This window comes from Streptosporangium sp. NPDC002721 (genome assembly GCF_042888905.1).
Lineage (GTDB): Bacteria > Actinomycetota > Actinomycetes > Streptosporangiales > Streptosporangiaceae > Streptosporangium.
The window spans coordinates 182,463-204,250 of record NZ_JBIAQI010000013.1 but is presented as its reverse complement, the minus strand read 5'-3'; the positions used below and the strand labels follow the sequence as shown (position 1 = coordinate 204,250).

General features: G+C 71.0%; 15 protein-coding genes. 4 read left to right on the top strand and 11 right to left on the bottom strand.

All coding sequences use genetic code 11. The features are described 5' to 3' along the window. Window positions 1–23 precede the first annotated feature (23 nt). Window positions 24–788, bottom strand: a complete 765-nt coding sequence (locus ACFYWM_RS20405; protein WP_389916863.1) for a 2,3-dihydro-2,3-dihydroxybenzoate dehydrogenase — start codon at window positions 786–788, stop codon at window positions 24–26. A 355-nt stretch (window positions 789–1,143) separates the two neighbouring features. Between ACFYWM_RS20405 and ACFYWM_RS20400 the strand changes: the two genes are divergently transcribed. After that, the gene (locus ACFYWM_RS20400) at window positions 1,144–2,121 is read left to right on the top strand and encodes a hypothetical protein (protein WP_389916861.1); all 978 of its coding nucleotides are present in this window, start codon (window positions 1,144–1,146) and stop codon (window positions 2,119–2,121) included. Window positions 2,122–2,438: 317 nt separating this feature from the next. Here the strand turns inward: ACFYWM_RS20400 and ACFYWM_RS20395 are convergent, their stop codons facing one another. Beyond that, window positions 2,439–3,359, bottom strand: a complete 921-nt coding sequence (locus tag ACFYWM_RS20395) for a DUF1996 domain-containing protein (RefSeq protein ID WP_389916859.1) — start codon at window positions 3,357–3,359, stop codon at window positions 2,439–2,441. Window positions 3,360–3,614: 255 nt separating this feature from the next. After that, the gene (locus tag ACFYWM_RS20390) at window positions 3,615–5,345 is read right to left on the bottom strand and encodes a discoidin domain-containing protein (protein ID WP_389916857.1); all 1,731 of its coding nucleotides are present in this window, start codon (window positions 5,343–5,345) and stop codon (window positions 3,615–3,617) included. Window positions 5,346–5,772: 427 nt separating this feature from the next. Here ACFYWM_RS20390 and ACFYWM_RS20385 point away from each other — a divergent pair, with 427 nt between their 5' ends. Together ACFYWM_RS20385 and ACFYWM_RS20380 are read left to right on the top strand one after the other, a co-directional pair. Beyond that, window positions 5,773–6,768, top strand: a complete 996-nt coding sequence (locus ACFYWM_RS20385; RefSeq protein WP_389916855.1) for a LacI family DNA-binding transcriptional regulator — start codon at window positions 5,773–5,775, stop codon at window positions 6,766–6,768. Between the two features lie 1,179 nt (window positions 6,769–7,947). Continuing rightward, on the top strand, window positions 7,948–8,139 hold the full coding sequence (locus ACFYWM_RS20380; protein ID WP_389916853.1) for a hypothetical protein: 192 nt from the start codon (window positions 7,948–7,950) through the stop codon (window positions 8,137–8,139). Window positions 8,140–10,215: 2,076 nt separating this feature from the next. Here ACFYWM_RS20380 and ACFYWM_RS20375 read toward each other — a convergent pair. From ACFYWM_RS20375 to ACFYWM_RS20365, 3 genes are all read right to left on the bottom strand, one after another. Then, window positions 10,216–10,635, bottom strand: coding sequence for a hypothetical protein (locus ACFYWM_RS20375; protein ID WP_389916851.1), 420 nt, complete (start codon window positions 10,633–10,635; stop codon window positions 10,216–10,218). Between the two features lie 153 nt (window positions 10,636–10,788). Continuing rightward, complete coding sequence (gene lysA, locus ACFYWM_RS20370; RefSeq protein WP_389916849.1) at window positions 10,789–12,213, bottom strand: diaminopimelate decarboxylase; 1,425 nt, start codon at window positions 12,211–12,213, stop codon at window positions 10,789–10,791. 286 nt (window positions 12,214–12,499) lie between these two features. Beyond that, entirely contained in the window at window positions 12,500–13,777 is a 1,278-nt protein-coding gene (locus tag ACFYWM_RS20365; RefSeq protein ID WP_389916847.1) for an aminotransferase class I/II-fold pyridoxal phosphate-dependent enzyme, read from the bottom strand. Window positions 13,778–14,154: 377 nt separating this feature from the next. On the opposite strand from ACFYWM_RS20365, the gene ACFYWM_RS20360 reads away from it, so the two are divergent. After that, the gene (locus ACFYWM_RS20360) at window positions 14,155–15,045 is read left to right on the top strand and encodes a DUF4429 domain-containing protein (protein ID WP_389916845.1); all 891 of its coding nucleotides are present in this window, start codon (window positions 14,155–14,157) and stop codon (window positions 15,043–15,045) included. 131 nt (window positions 15,046–15,176) lie between these two features. Here ACFYWM_RS20360 and ACFYWM_RS20355 read toward each other — a convergent pair whose 3' ends face one another. From ACFYWM_RS20355 to ACFYWM_RS20335, 5 genes are all read right to left on the bottom strand, one after another. Continuing rightward, complete coding sequence (locus ACFYWM_RS20355) at window positions 15,177–15,899, bottom strand: HNH endonuclease family protein (RefSeq protein ID WP_389916843.1); 723 nt, start codon at window positions 15,897–15,899, stop codon at window positions 15,177–15,179. A 110-nt stretch (window positions 15,900–16,009) separates the two neighbouring features. Continuing rightward, window positions 16,010–16,678: a response regulator gene (locus ACFYWM_RS20350; RefSeq protein WP_389916841.1), complete on the bottom strand. Its 669-nt coding sequence runs from the start codon at window positions 16,676–16,678 to the stop codon at window positions 16,010–16,012. Further along, window positions 16,675–19,371 (bottom strand): DUF4118 domain-containing protein, encoded by a 2,697-nt coding sequence (locus tag ACFYWM_RS20345; protein ID WP_389916839.1) that lies wholly within the window; start codon window positions 19,369–19,371, stop codon window positions 16,675–16,677. The genes ACFYWM_RS20350 and ACFYWM_RS20345 overlap by 4 nt, the downstream gene beginning before the upstream one ends. Before the next feature lie 171 nt (window positions 19,372–19,542). Continuing rightward, window positions 19,543–20,514, bottom strand: coding sequence for a magnesium transporter CorA family protein (locus ACFYWM_RS20340; RefSeq protein WP_389916837.1), 972 nt, complete (start codon window positions 20,512–20,514; stop codon window positions 19,543–19,545). A 103-nt stretch (window positions 20,515–20,617) separates the two neighbouring features. Continuing rightward, the gene (locus tag ACFYWM_RS20335; protein ID WP_389916835.1) at window positions 20,618–21,733 is read right to left on the bottom strand and encodes an FAD-dependent oxidoreductase; all 1,116 of its coding nucleotides are present in this window, start codon (window positions 21,731–21,733) and stop codon (window positions 20,618–20,620) included. Window positions 21,734–21,788 lie beyond the last annotated feature (55 nt).

The following is a 21,788-nucleotide window of genomic DNA, read 5'->3' as shown; positions in this document are numbered from 1 at the left end:
GGGACGGTGGGAGGGTGCGAGCACTACGACCGGAGCGTGGCGCCCCCGTCGACGTACAGGTCCTGCATGGTGATGTGCCTGGCACGGTCGGAGGCCAGGAAGAGGACGGCGTCGGCGATGTCGGCCGGGTCGGCCAGCCTGCCGAGGGGGATGCCCACCCGGAACGTGGCCAGGGACCCGTCGACGGCCGTCCGGGCGTCGTGGTCGCCGGTCCACAGGGCACGCTGCATGGGGGTGTCGGTGGAGCCGGGCGACACCACGTTGCAACGGATGCCGTACGGTGCCAGCTCCAGGCCGAGGCACTTGGTGAACTGCGCGGCGGCGGCCTTGGAGGCGGCGTAGGCCGACATGTTCGTCCGGGGAACGCCCGCGGCGTTGGAGCCCACGGTGACGATCGCCCCGGATCTGCGGGGGATCATCCGGCGGGCGACCGCGCGGGACAGGTGGAAGACCCCGCCGGTGTTGACGGCGAAGGTGCGGGCCCAGTCGTCGTCGCTGATGGAGACGGCCGGTCCCGAGCAGAGCACCCCGGCGACGTTGACGAGCAGCCCGATCGGGCCGAGGCCGGCCTCGACCCGTGCGACCACGTCGTCGACGGCGGCGCTGTCGGTGACCTGGCAGGGGTAGGCGACCGCGCCGTCGAGCCCGGCGGCGACGCGCTCGACCCGCTCGGCGTTCACGTCGAGCGCGGCGACGCGCGTGCCCGTCGCGGCCAGGGCTCGCGCCACCGCCTCACCGATGCCCTGTGCCGCACCGGTGACCATGGCCACCGCGCCTTCCGTCACCATGTCCTCGCCCTCGTCGTTCTCGCAGCCTTCAGCCTGTGCCGGTAGGCAGGCTAGCCCCATCACTTTGGGTTGCGCAGCAAAAACTTATAGTTACTTTTCACAGATCAGGAGGACATCACGGGTGTTATCGGGAAGACTCCGGCCCTCAGGACGCGGGGATCGGGGACGGGCCGGGCGGCCGGAAGGGTCCCGGTGCGACGCTTCCGGGGACGGAGCCGCCCCTCGGGCCCCTCCCCGGCTGAATGTGTAAATTTGCACGTTTACGTTCAATCAACATGACGTCAACCGCCATGTCTTAACATCGTCCCTCGTGACAAGTCAGGATATTTCAGAGCAACAGAGGTATGTTCCCCCGGTGGCTCCCGCCGAACCTCTCGTAAGGGAAGAACCTCCCGCGGAGGAGAACACCGGCGTCCTGGCGGTGATCGAGCGCATCGGCTCGATCATCGTCCCGATCGGTGTCGCGCTCTACGCCGTCCTCTACATCGGCGTCGAGCAGATGTACGGGATCTTCAACATCAGCCCGCAGCAGGCGGGCATCGACCAGTCCGTCCTGCTCGGCCGGTTGATGGGCACGCTGGTCCTGCTCCTGCTGATCGTCCTGCCGCTTCTCGGCCTCGTCGTCGGGCTCGGCTGGGTGCTCGACAAGGTGACCCGCGGCACGGTCGGCAGGGCCACGACGGCCGTACGGCAACGTCCCTGGATCGCCGCCCTGGTCGCCGCGCTGTGGTGCGGCGCGACCTACTGGGGCGTGCTGAACCTCTTCGGCGATCTCGACATCGCCATCATGGTCATCGTGGCGGTGGGGCTGGGCGTGCTGACGTTCCTGGTGCCGTTCCGGCTGCTGCGCCGCAAGCCCGTCGGCCGCGCCGGCATGAAGGTGCTCATCGGCGCCCTCACGGGCATCGGCCTGGGATTCCTGCTGATCCTGCAGATGATGCTGGGAGCGGTCAAGGTCCAGGAGACGGGAGAGGCCAACATGCTCCTCCCGTTCGTCGGGTTCCAGGACCAGTGGACCGTCATCAGGAACGCCGAGGACGACAAGCCCCTTTACGAGGGCAGGTGGATGATGCTGCTCGGCGAGAGCGAGGGCACGTACGTCTTCTACGACTGCGACAAGCTGGAGACCTTCCGGCGCCCGATCGAGACCACGAACATCGGCAACATCCAGCTCCAGCCCAACCGGGAGCCGGGCTTCAAGTGCGGCACGCTCGCCGAGCAGGACGCGCAGGCCGAGGCGGGCGAGGGCGGTGCGGGCGAGGGCGGCGAGAGCGAGGGCGGCGAGAGCGAGGGCGGCGAGAGCGGCGCGGGCGAGGGCGGAACCACCCAGTAGGCGTGTCGGAGCGTCCCCTTCGACCCTCCCCTTTCCGATCTTCCTCTTTTCGACCCTCCCTTTTTCGATCCGCCCCCTTCCGACCGTCCCCGTGACACCCGCCGGCGGCGGGACCCGATGTTCCGGGTCCCGCCGCCGGGGACGGCACGGGGGGTCGGTGCGGAGTTCGGCGTCCCCCGCACCGGTGCCGTCGGAACGAGACGCCGGTCCCCACGCCACCGTCGGGGCGGGACACGAATCCGGCACCCCGGCGTCAGGACGGGGGGCGAATCCGGCGTACCGCTGTCAGGACGGGGGGCGAATCCGGCGATCCGGCGTCAGGACGGGGTGCCGTCCGCGCCGCACTTGATGACCGGGCGGATGCAGTCACGCACGCGACGCTCCATCTCGGCCACCGGCCAGGCGTTGAAGAAGTCGCCGTGCATCGTGTATCCGGGACCCGACGCCAGCCGGAAGTTGGCCGGGTTCCCGCTCACCGGGTAGCGCAGCACCTGGCGCAGCTTCGGCACCGGCACCGGGTGCGAGGCCGGGCAGGCCTGGCCGACCGGGTAGGCCATGTGACTCTTGTGGTCGGCGGAGTCCAGGTCCCTGCCGTTCCAGCACTGCGGGAAGTCCAGGTAGGACTCCATCATGGTCCCCGCCGGGCAGTTCACGAAGTCCTTGGACGGCGGAACGTGACCGGCGTGCAGGCACGACCAGCGAGCGTTGCTGGTCGGGTCGTTGGGGGTGGTCGCCTTGGCGTTGCCCGCGACGATCCGCAGGCCCAGCGGGAGCGGCTGGGTCCGGGCGACGATGTCGGCGCGCACGCCCTCGCCCAGGTAGTAGAACGTGGTGATGGTCGGCTCCACCGGGGTGTTGCCGTTGTAGAGGGTCGGCACCCAGTACGACGACAGGTCGGTGCGCGGGTTGCAGTTGGTGGGGGAGCTCTGCAGGGACGCCAGCGTCGTGTTGGCGTTGGTGGTGGTGCTGCCGAAGAAGCTGTGCATGTGCGACGCGCCGGGCATGTTCGGGAAGATGATCGGGTCGTCGGGCAGCCGGTGACTGAACGGGCAGTCCGCGAGGAACTCCGCCACCCGCACGACGGCCGCGGACGAGCCTTCCGCCTGGACCTTCGAGGTCGCGTTTGCCTGGGTGGTGTGGATGACGAGGGATGTGCCCAGGAGCGCCATTATGGCGGTCACCAGGGTCAGCGGGCGTAACCGGCGTCGTAGCCGGGCTGGGGCGAGTGCCGGGTGCATGGATGGACTCCTTTTTGGGGGGACTCCGGCCGTAGGGGCTCCGGTTCTGGGGGGTTCCGGTTCTGGGGGTTCCGGTTCTGAAGGGCTCCGGTTCTGGCGGGTTCTGGTTTTTGGAGGCTCCGGCTTCAAGGGCCCTGGTTTTGGAGGGCCCTGGTTTTGGAGGGCTCCGGTTTCTGGAGGGCTCCGGTTTCTGGAGGGCTCCGGCACGGCTCGGGTGAGCCGTGCCGGAGCGGAGGGGGGTTCTCGCGGGAGGGGTTACTTGTAGACGCGTACGTAGTCGACGAGCATCTGCTTGGGGAAGCCGGTGCTGGCGTCCGGCGGGCCGGGCCAGTCGCCGCCCACCGCGAGGTTGAGGATGATGTAGAACGGGTGGTCGAAGACCCACGGCCCCCGCGTCGCCTCGACCTGCGCCTTGCTGAGGGTCAGGACCGTCCGGCCGTCCAGGGTGTAGACGATGCCCTTGCTGTCCCAGGTGGCGGCCCAGACGTGGAAGTCGTCGGAGAGGTCCGCGCCGTTGGGCAGCGTGTAGGGGGCGCCGATGCCGCCGCCGCCGTTGTAGGCGGGGGCGTGGATGGTCGAGTAGGAGGTCTTGACGTCCTTGCCGAGCACCTCGAGGATGTCGATCTCCCCGTTGTACGGCCAGGGCCTGCCGGTGAGGAAGTCGGCGCCCATCATCCAGAACGCCGGCCACAGGCCGTTGCCCTTCGGGACCTTGACGCGGGCCTCGACCTTGCCGTACGTGAAGGTGAACTTGCCGCCGGTGTTGATGCGGCCGGAGGTGTACTGGCAGGGGCCGCCGGGGCAGGACGATCCGGCGGTGGTCTCCTGCCGCGCCGTGATGACGAGGTTGCCGTTGCCGTCCATCGCGGTGTTCTCGGGCTTGTAGTACTCAAGCTCGTTGTTCGGGCCGGTTCCCGGGTCCTGGGTCCACTTGGCCGAGTCGGGCCTGGTGCCCGCGCCGCCGTTGAACTCGTCGCTCCAGACGAGCGTCGTCGGCGGGTTGGCCGGGTCCGGCGGGAGCGGCGGCGGGGTGATCGGGGCGCCGCCGGTGCCCCAGACCTGGAACTCCCACAGCGAGTAGCCGTACGGGGTGGCGCGCTGGGTGCCGTACATGCGCACGTAGCGGCCGGTGCCGTTGACGGTCAGCGTCTGCTTGAACCCGGTGCCGGTGGTCGTGGAGTAGATCGGCGTCCAGGTGGTGTTGTTGTCCGAGACCTGGATCTGGAACGCCCTGGCGTAGGCCGGGTCCCACTGCAGGACGACCTGCTTGACCTGCGCGGTCGCGCCGAGGTCGACGGAGATCCAGCCCGGGTCGACCCAGCCGGTGGTGGAGCTGGTCGCCCAGCGGGAGGCGGGGTCGCGGTCGAACGCCCGTGCGGGGGTGCACTCCCAGCAGTTGCCGTCGCTCTGGGAGGTGGAGGCCGCGCCCGGCCTGCCGTAGGACAGCAACTTGAGCGTGCCCGGGTCGGGGTCGGGGCCGGGGTCGGTGCCGCCGATGGTCCCGTAGACCTGGAACTCCCACAGCGAGTAGCCATATTGGGTGGCGCGCTGGGTGCCGTAGACGCGCACGTAGCGGCCGGTGCCGTTGACGGCCAGCGTCTGGTTGCCGCCGGTGCCGGTGGTCGTGGAGTGGATCGGCGTCCAGGTGGTGCCGTTGGGCGAGGTCTGGATCTGGAAGGCCCTGCCGTAGGCGGCCTCCCAGTTCAGGGTCACCTGCGTGATGGTCGCGCTGGCGCCGAGGTCGACCTGGATCCACTGCGGGTCGCCGAACGCGCTGGACCAGCGGGTACCCGCGTTGCCGTCGACGGCCGCGGACGCCGGGAAGGCCACGCTGCTCTCCGAGGACGAGGCGGTCGCCGTCTTGCCCTGGGAGAGCAGGGTGTCGGCGGCTTCCGCGGGCATGATCGCGAGACAGGACGTGACGAGGGTGACGGCCGCGGCTATCAGCAGGGCCACACGGCGGCCGGGACTTCGGGACGAGGGCATCGCGTCTCCTCGGGGATGGGGGGTGCGTACCGGTAACGAGTCGGGGAGCGCTCTCTCACCCAGAGATTGCTCTCGCCCGACAGGGGCTGTCAAGTGTCCGTTTAACCAGGATGAAACGGGCTACACATGATCCGGCAATCAACCGGATACCTCGGGGAGCGCTCCCGGATAATGGCTTGCATCGTTACAAAAGGCTGTGAACTGGGACTAAGAAGATCCTTCTCGGGGAGCGCTTTCCCAGATTTCCTCCGTCGACCGCCGGGAGGGGAAATTTGGTCGCGTTCAGGACATTGACAGAAATCCCCCTTCCGGTCACCCTTTGTGAGGGAGCGCTCTCTTCATGATCATCGACTAAGCTTTGGGAAGGGTGGGACCGCACGTTCAGGCACCACCGGTCAGCGGGCGGTACGAACTGCGGGAGAACCACATGAGACGACCCACCCTGGAGGCTGTCGCCACCCGGGCCGGCGTGTCCAAGTCGACGGTCTCCAGGGTGGTGAACGGCGAGCCGACGGTCGCCTCCGACATCCGCGACCTCGTCATGCGGGCGGTGAACGACCTGGGCTACGTCCCCAACCCCGCGGCGCGCAGCCTCGTGACCCGGCGCACCGACTCCATCGCGGTGATCGTCTCCGACCCGTCGTCCGGACTCGTCTCCGACGACCCGATGTTCTCCACCGTCGTGCGCGCGGCCAGCCGTGAGTTCGAGGCCGCCGGCAAGCAGGTCGTGCTCATGCTCGCCGGCTCCGACGACGCCCGCGTGCGGGCCCGGCAGTTCGTGGCCGCCCGTCACGTGGACGGGGTCATGCTCGTGTCGATGCACGGCGCCGACCCCCTGCCCGCGGCACTGGCCGCCACGGGCGTTCCCCTCGTCTCCCACGGCAGGCCCGCATTCCGGCTGGACGTGCCGTGGGTCGACAACGACAACACCGGCGGGGCCGCCCAGGCGGTGCGGCACCTGCTGGAGCGGGGACGGCGCCGGATCGCCACGATCTCCGGCCCCCTGGACATGTCCGCCGCCCAGGACAGGATCGGCGCCTACCGCGAGGTCCTGAGCGAGACCGGACGGCGCTCGATCGTAGCCATCGGCGACTTCACCCGGATCTCCGGGGCCGAGGCCATGGCACAGCTGCTCGGGGACGACCCCGCCCTGGACGCGGTGTTCGCCGCCAACGACCTGATGGCGATCGGCGCCATGCGGGCGCTGCGCCGGGCGGGCCGGCGGGTGCCCGACGACGTGGCGGTGGTGGGATACGACGACATCGAGGCGGCCCTCTACACCGATCCCCCGCTCACCACGGTGCGCAGCCCCATGGGCGAGCAGGCCGCCGCCTCGGCCCGCCTGCTGCTCGGCCTGCTGAGAGGCGAGCCCGCGTCCCCGGTGATCCTCCCGACCCAGCTCGTGGTGCGGGAGTCCAGCTAGCCGGGAGTACAGCCGGAGCGCACGGTGGCCGATCGGCTCGGCTCCGACGGTGCAAGAGCACCGGAAGGCCTCGGATGACGCACCGCGAAAGAGGAGCGAAAACCACACGGCCCACATGTTGGCAGCTATTCGAGCAATCAGGTAAAAGCTCCGACGGACACCAAACAGCCCTTATCGCGAATGCATGAATCCGAAGGGCGGCCATCAACAGCGAACATGTGGCGAGAAAATCAAATAATTTGGACATATTCCCTCTAATTGATGAATCCGTTTAACCCTCGTTAACGAGGATTGCGCTTTGCTGTGTCGATCATCGGGTAACTCCTGCTTGCCGCCACCATCGCGGTTCAAGCAATCCAACTCCCTTGAATCACAAAAGACATGGAATACGATGACTTCTAGCGGCAGAAGACGGACTCAAATTATCAATACCGGCAAACATGCTCGAAACCGGCCCGTCGCCACGACGATCGGCGCCATTCTGGCGTTTTCCTGCCAGACTCCGGCTGACGCCGTCACCGGCATCACGGGAATTCCTTTCCTCAAAACGAGGGCCACCGGCGCCGAGACCGCGCCTGTTCGCGAGGCGACCGGAAGGTGCGACCGTTCACGTATCCATGCCACGGGAGCCGCCGGGCGGAAGAAATGCAAGTGCGGGAGAAAGCGCTGCTGCTGCCGTGAGGTCGGGATGGCCGTGACGGTGAGGACGGGCTACCGGGAATCGGGCTGCGCGGCCCCGCCGGCCCGGCAGGCCCTGCCGGTCCCACGGGAGCCACGGGCCTCGCCGGCGCCGACGGTGCGACAGGACCTATCGGACCAATAGGACCCGCTGGACCAGCAGGCGCAGACGGCGCGACAGGACCAGCAGGACCGGCAGGACCCGCCGGGCCCATCGGCCTGACCGGACCCGCAGGACCCGCAGGCGCGGACGGTGAGATAGGACCCATCGGCCTGACCGGAGCCACCGGACCCGCCGGAGCAGACGGCGCGACAGGACCAGCAGGGCCCGTAGGCCCCGTAGGACCCGCAGGCGCGGACGGCGCGGACGGCGCAACGGGACCCGCCGGACCCGCCGGACCTATCGGCTTGACCGGGGCCACCGGACCCGCGGGACCAAGCACCCTGGTCACCAGGCAAGTCGCCGCGGGGACGCCGACTCCCGTCCCCGCTGACACGACGGTGACCGTTCTCGGCGGCATATGCCCGGCGGGTACGCTCGTCGTCGCCGGAGAATGGAGCGGCAGCGCGCTGGGGGTCGACGTGACGGCCTCCGAGTCGGTGGTCGACAACCGATGGAGTGTCACATTCACCAACGGCGGCGCGCTCGAGCCCACCGTGACGGTCTCCAGCTCGTGTGTCGGACCCGCGTGAGAACGGTGTTCTCGACGTGGTGCTTGGTCCAGCCCTGCGTACGAGAGCTCCCCAAGGCAACGTGAGCGGGTCGGTGGTTCGCGTTGCCGGAGCGGTCGAGGCATGCCCCGGAGGGGTTTCGTACGATCGCACGGTTCGTTCACCCCAGACTCACCGAAAGACCGTTCAGGCGGCCGTCGACCCGGCCGACCACGACAGCGTGAAAAGCAGTGGCGAGCGTCGGATCCATAGCGAAAAGTCGCCGGCGAAAACCGCACATAACTTATCACGGGCCATGGTCGGCGAATCACGCCAAAGTTCTCGCAGTGCCCGAGAAGCCTAAATTGCGACTATTTTCATAGGGCAGCAGATTCCTGTAACGCACAGTTTCGAGTTCAACGGCCCGGACACATCCCCGCCGTTGACGAATCCCTTTAAACCTCGTTAACGGGGGTTGCGCTTTGCCGTGTCGATCATCGGGTAACTCCTGCTTGCCGCCACCGTCGCGGTTCAAGCAATCCGATTCCCTGGAATCACAAAAGACATGGAATGCGATGACTTCTAGCGGTAGAAGACGGGCTCAAATTATTAATTCCGGCAAACGTGCTCAAAACTGGTCCGTAGCAACAACAGCAATCGGTGCCGTCCTGGCGCTTTCCTGCCAGCCGGCGGCCAACGCCGTAACCGACACCACAGGCGTCATTTCCCTCGACGCGCGAGACACCGGCGGTGGAACCGTTCCGGTTCGGAGGGTGACCGGCCCGCTGGACGACGCGCGTATGTCCCTGATGAGACCTCTCAGGCGGGGAGACTGCAAGTGCCAGGGGAAACACTGCGCGTGTGATCGTAACCGTCCCGGCAAGCACAACCGTGCCGGCGGAAAGAGCAGGGAGAGCCGCGAAAGCGGAAGGAAAACGTCGCCTCTCGGACTGTCGCCGGAGTCAGCGGACCCGGCGAACGCGGCCAACCCGGCCAACCCGGTGGACCCGGCCAACGCGGCAAGCGCGGCCAACCCGGCCAACCCGGTGGACCCGGCCAACGCGGCAAGCGCGGCCAACCCGGCCGGGACGAGCCTTCCGGACGGCCCACTCGAGCTGATGGGACCGGCGGGCCCCGAAGGACCGGCAGGCCCGGTGGGCGCCATGGGAGTGGCGGGTCCGGCCGGACCGACGGGAGCGACGGGGGCGAAGGGTGACACCGGTGCCCCCGGCGCACCGGGGGCACCGGGTCCCGCGGGCGCGCCGGGCCCCATGGGCGCCACAGGCGCCACGGGCCCGGCCGGGCCGATCGGACCGGCCGGGCCGATCGGACCGGCGGGAGCCGACGGGCTCACAGGACCGATCGGGCCGGCCGGGCCGGCGGGACCAGCCGGGCCCGAAGGACCGGCAGGCCCGATCGGACCGGAGGGGCCGGCGGGACCAGCCGGTCCCGCGGGAGCCACCGGTGCCCCCGGCCCCGCGGGCGCGGACGGCGCGGCGGGACCGACCGGTCCCGCGGGCGAACCGGGCGCCACCGGACCGGTGGGACCGACCGGCGCCACGGGAGCCGCGGGCGCGCCTGGCGCGCCCGGTCCGGCGGGACCCGTAGGACCCGCGGGCCCTCCGGCGCCGACATCGGCCGTGTCCGTGGCGTACTTGCTTCTCGAACCGATCACCGCGTCGATTCGGGGCGACGGGACGGCACGGATCCGCGACCCGCGAACGAGTCCACGCTGGCACGACCTTTCGACGGTCCCCGGCCATCCCATCGATGCGGTGGACGTTGCGGCGACGGTCCTTCAGGACGGTGCGCTTCCGTATCTTCACCTCACGGTTCAGAACTCGGCCGGTCAGGTCTCCTGGACGAAGTGCCTCCTTGGCCGCCCGGTTCCGGTAACGGGGGGCTTCTACGCTCCGGGAACGCCTCTCGGGCCTCCCGCGTACCCCGCCAACTGCGACAAATTCACCAGCGAGACACCGCCGGTCTAAATTCCCGCGGAGCTTGACGGACAGCAGGAAATGCCGTGCTCGGCGCCAGCCGGGCACGGCAGGAGGACCGGTCCGGAGAACGTCAACGGATCACGCGGATCACACAACCATCGGACCGTGGTGGTGCGCGTCAGTTCCGGACGAGGACCAGCCGCGAGGGGTCTTCTCCGGCCAGCGTGACACGGAGCCTGCGCCTGGCGGTGATCGCCCGGTACGAGGCGGCGCACGCGTTCGCGCCCAGCGCGACGACGACGAGCAGGCCGAGGCGGAGCAGGTCGGGCCTGCCGAAGCTGAGCTCCCCGGCACCGTTGACCAGGAAGCCGGTGCTGAAGAACCACGCCATGACGGCCGTGGCCAGCGCGACCCCGGCGCGGACCTCGCGGGCGGCGTGGGCGCACACGGCGATCGCCATGATCAGCACGCGGCCGGTGGCCTCCGCCGGGGCGAGGAGCAGCGACGCGGCCGCGACCGCGGCGACGACGGTCACGAACCCTCCGGCGAGCGAGAATCCCACCGGTTCGGCGCCGAACACCGCCACCACCTCTTTCACAAAACTGACATATGTTGCGGAGCAGACATTTGCCGGAGGCAGATCTCCGCCCCTCCATGAAACCCCGGGAAACACCCGCGGGCCAATGTCGATATGTTTTCTTCACCCTTTCCCTACGCTCATTTGCGCCCTTCCTCACCCGCCGCCGGACTTCTACAGGCCCATATCCCGGCGCAGCAGGTCCTGTTCCATCTCCCTGCGGACGAGCAGCCTCGCCCGGCCGTCGCGCACGGCGACGACTGGGGGCCGGCCCATGAGGTTGTAGGTCGAGGCCATCGAGTGGTGGTACGCCCCGGTGGCCGCCAGCGCGATGAGGTCGCCCGGACGCAGGTCGGCGGGGAGCGGGACGTCCTCCGCGATCGTGTCGCCCGTCTCGCAGTGGTGCCCGACGACCGTGAACGGGCGCGGCCCCTCGCGGGAGACGCGCCCGGCGAGCCGTACGGTGTAGCGCGCCCCGTACAGGGCGGGGCGGGGGTTGTCGCTCATCCCGCCGTCGACGGCGACGAACGTCCGCGAGCCTCCGCGCTTGATCGCGACGACACGGTAGAGCGTGGTCCCGGCGGCGCCGGCGATCGCCCGGCCCGGTTCCACGATGAGCCGGGGCACCGGCAGGCCGACCCCGGCGGCCCGTTCCGTGATCGCGGTGACGACCGCGTCCGCGAAGCGCTCCGGGCTGAGCCCCTCCACACCCGGCAGGTAGGCGATGCCGTGCCCGCCGCCCAGGTCGAGCTCGGGCAGGGTCACGCCGTGGGTGTCGCGGATCCGGGCCATCTCGCCGACCAGGATCCGGGCCGCCCGCTCGTACGGCTCGACGTCGTCGATCTGCGAGCCCAGGTGGCAGTGCAGCCCGGCCAGTTCCAGCCGGGGCTGGTGCAGGACCCTGGCCACGGCGTCACCCGCGGCGCCGCTCACGATGGACAGGCCGAACTTCTGGTCCTCGCCCGCGGTACGGATCTTGGGGTGGGCGCCCGCCTCGATGTCGGGCGTCACCCGGACCAGCACCTTCTGGCGCCGGTCGATCGGGACGAGCGCGGCGAGCCTGTTGATCTCGCCGATGTTGTCCACCACGATCCTGCCGACGCCCTCGTCCACCGCCCTGCGCAGCTCGGCCGGGGTCTTCGCGTTGCCGTGCATGATGATCCGCCTCGCGGGGAACCCGACGGACCTGGCGACCGCCAGCTCGCCTCCCGAGCAGACGTCGAGGCTCATCCCCTCGGCCCGCATCCAGTCGGCCATCGCGCGGCAGAGGAACGCCTTGGCCGCGTACGCGATCTCGGCGTCCGGGAGCGCGGCCCGGTAGGCGCGGCAGCGCAGCCGCACGTCCGTCTCGTCGATCACGTAGCTGGGGGTGCCGAACCGGTGGGCGATCTCGGTGAGGGACACCCCGCCGATCGTGACCTCTCCCGTGGCCGTGACGCGCGTGGTCGCCGACCACGGGGGACCGGCGACCTCGCCGGGTGCGTTCGTCGCCCGGTCGGGGAGACCGGTGACGGGAGCCGGGACCTCGGGAGCCGGGACCCCGGGAGCCCGGCGGACGGGTAGCGGCAACGGGGTTCCACTCGCGTGCGAGACGCCCATGCTTCCTCCTGCTTTCGCGGCCCGGCCGGACGGCCGGACACAGGGGACGCTAGGTCGGCGAGGGGCGAATCCGACGATTCCGGACAAAACCCTTACGCGCTTCCGCCCTACCCTGACACCTCCTTGACGGCCGGACGCGAAGCGTGACGACGCTTGTGCGGAGCGTCCCCCGGCGCGGAGAACCGGCCGGAGGGACGCCCGGGGCGCCGGGGGTGCCTGTCCGGGCACCGGCTGCCCGGGGGGTGACCCTGCCGGGGGCGCCTATCGGGGTGCCGGCGAGGTGTGCCTAGCGGGCACTCTCCAGAAGCTTCTCGGTGGCGACGAGGCGCACGCAGGTGGCGAGGCCGGAGATGGCCGTCTCCAGTTCTTCGAGCTCGGGGTAGGAGGGGGCGATGCGGATGGTGCTGTCGCGGGGATCCGTCGCGTACGGGTGGGTGGCGCCCGCGGGGGTGAGGGCGATGCCCGCCTCTCCGGCCCGCTTCACCACCTCGCGCGCGCAGCCCTCCAGCACGTCGAGGCTGACGAAGTAGCCACCCGCGGGACTGGACCAGGTCGCCAGGCCGCTGCCGCCCAGCTCCTTCGTGAGGATCGTCTCGACCGCGTCGAACTTCGGCCGCAGCAGCTCCCGGTGGCGGCGCATGTGCTCGGCCAGGCCGTTCTCGTCCCGGAGGAACTCCACGTGGCGGAGATGATTGATCTTGTCGGGGCCGATGGTGCGCTTGGCGGTGTGCCCGAGCAGCCAGGCCACGTTGGCCGGGGACGACCCGAAGAAGGAGACGCCGGAACCGGCGAAGGTGATCTTCGAGGTGGAACCGAAGACGAAGACGCGGTCGGGGTGGCCGTTCTCGGCACTCAGCGCCAGGATGTCGGCGATCTCCTCGGGCGTGTCGGTCAGGTGGTGCACGGCGTAGGCGTTGTCCCAGAAGATCCGGAAGTCGGGGGCGGCGGCCGGCATCGCGGCGAGGCGCCGCACCGTCTCGTCACCGTAGGAGACACCGCCGGGGTTGCTGTACTTCGGCACGCACCAGATGCCCTTGACCTGGGGGTCGTCGAGCACGAGACGCTCCACGACGTCCATGTCCGGTCCCTCGGCGTTCATCGGCACGGGGATCAGCTCGATGCCGAACCGCTCGCACAGGGCGAAGTGGCGGTCGTACCCGGGCACCGGGCACAGGAACGCGATCCGCGGCTCGTCGGCCCAGCGGCGCTCGGCGCCGGGCAGCGTGCCGAGCAGGGCGTGGACGATCGTGTCGTGCATCAGCGAGAGGCTGGAGTTGTCGGCGGCGACGAGCTGCGCGGCGGGCACCTGCAGCGGGCCGCTGAAGATCTCCCTGAGCTCGGCCAGCCCCTGGAGCCCGCCGTAGTTGCGGCAGTCGGTGCCGTCCGCGGCGGTGTGCCCGCCGGGCAGGTCCAGCAGCGCCTCGGAGAGGTCGAGCTGCCGCGCCGACGGCTTGCCCCGCGTCAGGTCGAGGGACAGGCCGCGCCGGACGAGCGCGTCGTAGTCACGCCGGGCGTCGTCCCGGCGGGCGGTCAGCTCGTCGATGGTCAGGGCCGGAGAGGTCACGGGAGTTCCTTCGCCTGCTGGTGATCGGCTCCGGAGGCGGTCGGCGACCGGCTGGGAAGACGGTTGTGGAACGGCTCCGAAGGTGGCCTGGTCAATTTCGAAGAATAGAAGACCGCTCCGCCCGACCGGAAGCCGGACCGCCCGCGCCGCGCCGCCCTCGCCGATTCACCGCCCCGTCACGCACGCCACACCCGCCCGCGCCGCACCACCCGGACGACTCACCGCCCGATCACGCACGTCACACCCGACCCCGCCGCGCCACCCCCGACGACTCACCGCCCGATCACAGACGCCCCACCCGCCCGCGCCACACCACTCCCGACGATTCGCCGCCCGACCGCGCGCGTATCGCGACCGGCTCACCCTACGATCACCGTATGGCGGAGGTCATGGTGCGTGACGGAACCTGGACGTTCGACGGCGAGATCCTGCGGATCGTGCCCGGTCGCGACCGGAGCGTGAAGAAACTGCGGCAGCTGCTGGGCGAGGTGCGGGTGCCGCTGGAGGCGGTGGCGGGCATCTTCTACGAGCCCGCGAAGAAGGGCGGCAGGCTGCGGCTGCGCCTGCGCGAGGGCGCCGACCCGTTCAACCAGGCGGCGCTCGGGCGGATCGCCGACGCCGCCGGCCCCTACCAGCTGGTCGTGGACGCCGACCGCACCGGCGCCGCCGAGTACTTCGTCGACGAGGTGCGCAACGCGCTGGTGATCGAGCAGGTGCCGGACGGCCCCTCGAAGCGCTACCTCATGCCGGGCCCCGCCCTGCCCGTGGTGGTCCCCGCGGGCGACGGCACCGCGACGTTCGACGGCGAGTCGGTCCGCCTCGAATGGAACTGGGCCACCGAGGATGCCAAGAGGTCGGCCGGTCCCCAGCGGCTCGCGCTGAAGGACCTGGCCGGCGTGGAGTGGTTCCCGACGTCGGGCCTGGACAACGGCTATCTCCGCTTCCAGGTGAAAGGCGTGACGTCGCACAATCTCGCCCCCAAGCACGACCCGGCCTGCCTGGTCCTGTGGGGCTTCGACAAGGAGACCCGCACGACGGCGCTGCTCGTCGCCGCGATCCTCGCCAGGCTGCCGCACCCCTCGGACGCCCGCCTGCCCCCCGCCGAACCCCCGGCGATCGAGGCCGTCGCGACCCCTCCGGCACCCGCCGGCGACGACCCGGACTCGCTCCTGCGCCGCCTGCGCGAGCTCGGTGACCTGCACAGGGACGGCATCCTCACCGACGAGGAGTTCACCACCGCCAAGCAGGCCCTGCTCCGCCGCTTCTGAGCGACACCCGGCCCTGAGCGACACCCGGCCCCGCCCCTGAGCGACACCCGGCCCCGCTTCTGAGCGACACCCGCTCCTGAACGATCTCGCGACGGTCCCGGCCCTCGTACAGTCCGCCGGGCGCGCGAGGGTCACCGGCACTGGGCGAGCATGACCCTCTTGTCGGCACGGGTGACCGGCAGGTCGTACTTCAGGGCCACCTGGGCGAAGCGGACGACATAGGCACAGCGGACCTTGCGTACGGGAGGGAGCCAGGACGCCGGTCCCGAGCCGCCCTTGGCCTCGTTGGCGTCGCCGTACACCGGGAGGAGGTTGAGCGGGTCGTTGGCGATGCGCTTCCGCTTGGACAGCGGCCAGCGGGAGGCTCCCATCCGCCACTCGTAGGACAGCGGGACCACGTGGTCGACCTGGACCTCGTCGGAGCGCTTCTTGGTCCAGCGGACGACCCGGCCGGTGTAGGGGTCGCGCAGCCTCATGGACACGACCACGCAGTCGGACCCGCGGCGGTAGCGCACGTCCTCGCCGTCGCGGGCCAGCAGGTCGTCGCGGGTACCGCAGCCGTTGCGCGCGTACGGCACCCCCTTGGCGGTGTCGGCCCAGTTCTCGCCGAACCTGGCCCGGGTGTAGCCGGCCTTGGAGCCCATCGGCCTGACCCGGAGCTTCCCGATCAGCCTGACGGCGGTGCCCCGGTCCCCGGCCGACCTGACGGGCGCCAGGCCGGGGCCCACGCCGTCGGGGTTGTCCAGCGGCGCGACCCGGGCCGGCGCGGCCCTCGCCCGCGTGTCGTCGTGCGTCGACAGTGAGAAGAGCACCGCGGCGCCGAGCATCACGGTGACCACCCCCCGCGTGCTCACCCATGCCTCCAGAAGGTCTACAGGCTCGTGATTGACCGATTCCCGGTAGTCCCGTGGTTGACACGGGGGTGTCCGCTGGTTGAGACCGTACCGGGAGGGGTGAAGGCCGGTCAGGGCTGGAAGCGGTAGCCCATGCCCGGTTCGGTGAGCAGGTGGACCGGGTGGGCGGGGTCGCGCTCCAGTTTCTTGCGCATCTGGGCCATGTACTGGCGGAGGTAGTTGGTCTCCTTGCCGTAGGCGGCGCCCCAGACGTCGTTCAGCAGGCGGCGCTGGGTGATCAGCTTGCCGGGGTTGCGGACCAGGATCTCCAGCAGACGCCACTCGGTGGGGGTCAGCCGCACGCCGCCGGAGACGGTCTTGCCCGCCAGGTCCACCTCGTGCTCGCCGATCACGAACCGGGCCGGTTCCTCCTCGGTGACCGAGGCGCGGCGCGACACCGCGCGGATCCTGGCGAGCAGCTCGTCGACGCCGAACGGCTTGATGACGTAGTCGTCCGCGCCCGCGTCCAGGGCCTCCACCTTGTCGCGGCCCTCGACCCTGCCGGACAGCACGATGATCGGGACGGTGGTCCAGCCGCGCAGCCCGTGGATGACGTCCACCCCGTCCATGTCGGGCAGGCCGAGGTCGAGCACGACCAGGTCGGGATGCCGGTCGGCGGCCTGGCGCAGGGCGGCGGCGCCGTCGGGGGCCACGGCCACCTCGTACCCCCGGGCGGCCAGGTTGATCCGCAGCGCCCGCAGGAGCTGGGGTTCGTCGTCGACGACGAGGATGCGCGTCACGGGTCCTCCACGGGTGCGAGCGCGGCCCGGTGCCGCGGGAAGACGGGCAGGGTCAGGACCATGGTGAGGCCCCCGCCCGGTGTGTCGTCCGGTACGAGGGTGCCGCCCATGGCCTCGGCCAGCCCCCGGGAGAGCGCGAGGCCGAGGCCGACGCCGGTGGCGTTGTCGCGGTCGCCGAGCCGCTGGAAGGGCATGAAGACCCGGTCGCGCGACTCCTCGGGGATACCCGGCCCCCGGTCGACGACCCTGATCTCCACCTGACCGTCGTCGCCGCCTTCCTCGCCGTCCACGCTCGCGCCGACCAGCACGGCGACGCCCGCCGGGCTGTAGCGGACGGCGTTGGAGACGAGGTTGACCAGTACGCGTTCGAGCAGCGCCGGGTCGGCGGCGATCTCGGGGAGGTCCTCGGGCAGGCGGTTCAGCACCCGGTCGTGCGGCGGGCCCAGCTCGTCGACGACCCGGGGGACGATCTCCTCCAGCGCCGTCGGCTGGAGCGTCAGCCCGAGCACCCCCGCCTGCAGACGGCTCATGTCGAGCAGGTTGGCGACCAGCCTGTCCAGCTTGACCAGGGACTCGTCGGCCGTGGCGAGCAGTTCCTCCCTGTCCCGCGGCGACCAGTCGACGTCGGTGGCGCGCAGGCCCTCCACGGCGGCCCTGGCCGAGGCGAGCGGGGTGCGCAGGTCGTGGCTGACCGCGGCGAGCAGCGCGGTGCGCATCCTGTCGGCCTCGGCGAGCGGGCGCAACCGCCCCGCCTGCTCGGCGAGACGCTGGTGGCGCAGCGCCACCGCCGCCTCGGCGGCGAACGCCTCCAGCACCCTGCGGCCGGACGTGCCGGGCAGCCACCCGCGTACGGCCAGTACCAGGTCGTCGTCGACGACCACGTCGGTGTCGGCGACGCCGGGACGGGTGGACGGCTCCCCGCCCCCGGTCGCCACGATCCGCCAGCCGTCGGAGCCCTCGGAGCCGTCAGAACCGTCGGAGCCCTCGGAGCCGCCGGAGCCCTCAGAGCCCTCGGAGCCGCCGGAGCCCTCAGAGCCCTCGAAGCCGTCGGAGCCGTCGGAGCCGCTTGCGGCATCCGGACCGGGGGAACCGGGCCGCCCGTCGGGACGGCGTTCCAGGAGGGTGACGGAGGCCAGCCCGAAGATCTCCCTGAGCCGGGAGAGCAGGGACGGCAGCGCCGCCTCGCCCCGGAGCACGTATCCGGCGAGGGTCGCCAGCACCTCGGCCTCCGTGCCCGCGAGGGCGGCCTCCCTGGCCCGGCGGGCCGCCAGGTCGACGACCGCGCTCACCATGATCGCGACCAGCACGTAGACGACCAGGGCGAGCAGGTTCTCCGGCCGCGTCACGGCCAGCGAGTGGAACGGCGGCGTGAAATACCAGTTGAGGAGGGCGAACCCGGCCACCGCGGCGGTGATCGCGGGCCACATGCCCCCGGCCAGCGCGACGCAGACCACCATCAGCAGGAACAGCAGTATCACGCTCGGCAGCGTCGCGTGGTCGAACCCCAGGAGGGCGGCGGTGAGCAGGGGGAGTCCCAGCAGCGCCGTCCCCCAGCCCGCGAGCCTGCGGGAGCGGGTGAGCGCGGCGCGCGACGGGCCACGGCCGCCGGACTTTCCCATCTCCTCGTGGGTGATCATGTGAACGTCGACGGTCCCCGAGGACGCGGCCGTGGTCACGCCGACCCCGCGGGAGAGGGTCCGCGCGAGCCGTCCGCGCCGGGAGACCCCCAGCACCAGCTGCGTGGCGTTCACCCGCCGGGAGAAGTCGAGCAACGCCCGCGGCACGTCGTCGCCCACCACCTGGTGGTAGCCGCCCCCCAGGCTCTCCACCAGCGCGCGCTGCCGGGCCAGGCGCGCCGGATCGGCGTTCGCCGGCCCGTCGGCCCTCGTCACGTGCACCGCCAGCAGGTCCGCCCGCGGGGACCGGGCCGCGATCCGCGCCGCCCGGCGCACCAGGGTCTCCCCCTCCGGGCCCCCCGCCAGCGCCACCACCACCCGCTCCCGGGTCTCCCACACCCCGGCGGCGCGGCGCTCGGCGCGGTAGTGGCCGAGCCGGTCGCCGACCTCGCCCGCCATCCACAGCAGCGCCAGCTCGCGCAGGGCCGTCAGGTTGCCCGGCCGGAAGTACTTCGACAGCGCCGCGTCCGCCCTCTCCGGCGTGTACACGTCACCGCGCGCCACCCGGTCGCGCAACGCCTCCGGGGCCATGTCGACCAGCTCCACCTGCCCGGCCCGCCGTATCACCTCGTCGGGGACCGTCTCGCGCCGGACCACCCCGGTGATCTCCTCGACCGCGTCGCGGAGCGACTCCAGGTGCTGGACGTCGACGGTGGAGACCACGTCGATCCCGGCCTCCAGGATCTCCTCCACGTCCTGCCAGCGCCTGGCGTTGCGCGAGCCCGGCACGTTGGCGTGGGCGAGCTCGTCGATCAGCACGACCTCCGGCCGCCTGGCGACGACGGCGTCCACGTCCAGCTCGCCGAACACGGCCCCGCGGTGCTCCAGCGCCGTCCGGGGGACGACCTCCATCCCCTCCAGCAGCCTCTCGACGCGCTCCCGCCCGTGCGTCTCCACCAGCCCGACGACCACGTCGGTGCCGCACTCCGCGCGCCGGTGCCCCTCGGCCAGCATCGCGAAGGTCTTGCCCACGCCGGGGGCCGCCCCCAGATAGACGCGCAGCCGTCCGCGTGCCATGCAGCTCGTCCCTCACCGATCGCCGATCCCTGCCGGACGCCGGGCCGGGCCCGGCCGTTCTCCCCTGAGCCCAGGCTACGGCGGGCGGCCTCCCGGCCGGCCGGGTGGTCCGGTGAGCGGCACGGGACGCCTCGGGACCGGCCCCGTAAGCGGTGTGGGGGGTGGGCCGGGTCAGAGCCAGTTGCGCTTGTTGAACGCCCGGTAGAGCAGGACGGTGCCCACGACGATCAGGATCGTGGACGTCCAGAACCCGATCGACTGGTCGAACCCGGGATAGGGCACGTTCTGCCCGTAGAAACCGGTGATCATCGTGGGCACCGCGATGATGGCCGCCCAGCTGGTGATCTTCTTCATGATGTCGTTGAGCCGGAACCCCTGCTGGTTCATGTGGGCCTCGCGGACGTTGCTCACCAGGTCCTGAAGGGACTCGCTCCACTCCGCGGTGCGCATGGTGTGGTCGTGGATGTCCTGGTAGTACGGGACCAGCTTGGGGTCCATGACGTCATCCCTGCGCAGCAGGCTGCCCACGACCTCGCGCGTCGGCACCGCCAGCCGCCGGAAGCGCACCAGCTTCTTGTGCATCTCGAAGGTCCGCCGCTGGATGTGCGGCATGTCCCCGGGGTTGTCCTGGAAGAGGTCGTCCTCCAGCTCCTCGACCCGGTCGTCCACCCCCTGCAGCACGTCGAAGTAGCCGTCCACGATGTAGTCGAGCAGCCCGTGCAGCAGGTACGGCACCCCGAACCTGACCATGGCGGAGTTGGCGTCCCAGCGCCTGATCACCTCGTCGATGTCGAACTCGGGATTCTCCCGCACGGTGACCAGGGCGTTCTTGGTCGCGAAGATCGAGACCTCGATGAAGTCGATCCCCTTGTCCTTGTCCGCCAGGTTCGTCGCGTAGACGGTGATGAACAGGTGGCTGTCGTAGGTGTCGAGCTTGGGGCGCTGGTGGCTGTGCAGCGCGTCCTCGACGGCCAGGGGGTGCAGCCCCAGCTCCTCGCTGATCTTCGCCAGGTCCGCCTGCGTGGGCGAACAGAGGTCGAACCAGACGACGGCGGACTCGTCCCCCACGTACTCGGAGATGTCGTCGATGGGAAAGCCCTCGGCCTCCAGGACGCCGTTGCGATACAGGCGGGTGCGGTCCATGGGCGTCAACCCTAGACCCGCCGCGAAGGGCCCGGAATCTCCGGGAGATCCACGTTTCCGGTCCCGTGACGCTCCCTGCCGACACCACCGCGCCGACCGGGTCCTACGCCGCCGTGGAGGGGACCGGCTCCCCGGAACCGGCGGGTGCGGCGAGGAGACCGAGGATGTGCCGTACGGCGGTGCGGCCCGCGCGGTTGGCGCCGACGGTGCTGGCGGAGGGACCGTAGCCGACCAGGTGGACACGCGGGTCGAGGACGGCCCGGGTGTCCTCGACCCGGATGCCGCCGCCGGGCTCGCGCAGGCGCAGCGGGGCCAGGTGGCCGATGACGGGCCGGAAACCGGTCGCCCAGAGGATCACGTCCGCCCCGGCCAGCCGGGCGGGTCCGTCCGGCCCGGCGTCCCAGGCCACGCCCTCGGGGGTGATCCTGTCGAACATCGGCAGCCGGTCGAGGACACCCGTCGCCATGGCCGCCTCCACCCGGGGGGTCACCGGATAGCCGGTCACCCCGATCACGCTGCCCGGCGCGAGCCCCGCCCGGACGCGCGCGTCGACCCTGGCGACGGCCTCGCGGCCGAGGTTCTCGTCGAACGGCCCCGTTCTGAAGGCGGGAGGTCGCCGGGTGACCCAGGTGGTCGTGGCGACCTCCGCGATCTCCATCAGGAGCTGGATCGCCGAGGCCCCGGCGCCGACCACCACCACGCGCAGGCCCGCGAACTCCTCGCGGCCCACGTAGTCGGCGGTGTGGAGCTGGCGCCCCCGGAACGTCTCCTGGCCCGGGTAGCGCGGCCAGAACGGGCGGTCCCAGGTGCCGGTGGCGTTGACCAGCGCGCGGGCCGACCAGTCGCCGTCCCCGGTCTCCACCAGCAGCCGCCCTCCCACGCCCTCCCGTACGGCCCGCACCTCGACCGGGCGGCGTACCGGCAGATCGAAGGCCCGCTCGTAGGCGGCGAAGTACTCGGAGACGACCTCGGCCGAGGGCCGGGTCGTGTCGGCGACGCCCAGCGGCAGCCCCGGCAGGTCGTGCACGTGGTGGGTGGCGCCGAGGGTGAGGGAGGGCCAGCGGAACTGCCACGCGCCGCCGGGCCGGGGGGAGCGGTCGAGCACGGTGAAGTCCAGCCCGGCCCGGCGCAGGAAGTAGGCGCTGGAGAGCCCCGCCTGCCCCGCGCCGATGACGACGACGTCGATGTTCGTGGGGTCCCGCGACGGCTCGTTCTTCACATTCCCCGGCAACCATGGGAATCCGATGAATAATCCCGCGCGCCCAGGGCAGCAG

Excerpts from the sequence above, each read along its gene's own strand:
- ACFYWM_RS20340 (WP_389916837.1), bottom strand. The coding sequence starts at position 20,514 with ATGGACCGCACCCGCCTGTATCGCAACGGCGTCCTGGAGGCCGAGGGC.
- ACFYWM_RS20390 (WP_389916857.1), bottom strand. The coding sequence starts at position 5,345 with ATGCCCTCGTCCCGAAGTCCCGGCCGCCGTGTGGCCCTGCTGATAGCC.
- ACFYWM_RS20360 (WP_389916845.1), top strand. The coding sequence starts at position 14,155 with ATGGCGGAGGTCATGGTGCGTGACGGAACCTGGACGTTCGACGGCGAG.
- ACFYWM_RS20405 (WP_389916863.1), bottom strand. The coding sequence starts at position 788 with ATGGTGACGGAAGGCGCGGTGGCCATGGTCACCGGTGCGGCACAGGGC.
- lysA (WP_389916849.1), bottom strand. The coding sequence starts at position 12,213 with ATGGGCGTCTCGCACGCGAGTGGAACCCCGTTGCCGCTACCCGTCCGC.
- ACFYWM_RS20345 (WP_389916839.1), bottom strand. The coding sequence starts at position 19,371 with ATGGCACGCGGACGGCTGCGCGTCTATCTGGGGGCGGCCCCCGGCGTG.
- ACFYWM_RS20395 (WP_389916859.1), bottom strand. The coding sequence starts at position 3,359 with ATGCACCCGGCACTCGCCCCAGCCCGGCTACGACGCCGGTTACGCCCG.
- ACFYWM_RS20385 (WP_389916855.1), top strand. The coding sequence starts at position 5,773 with ATGAGACGACCCACCCTGGAGGCTGTCGCCACCCGGGCCGGCGTGTCC.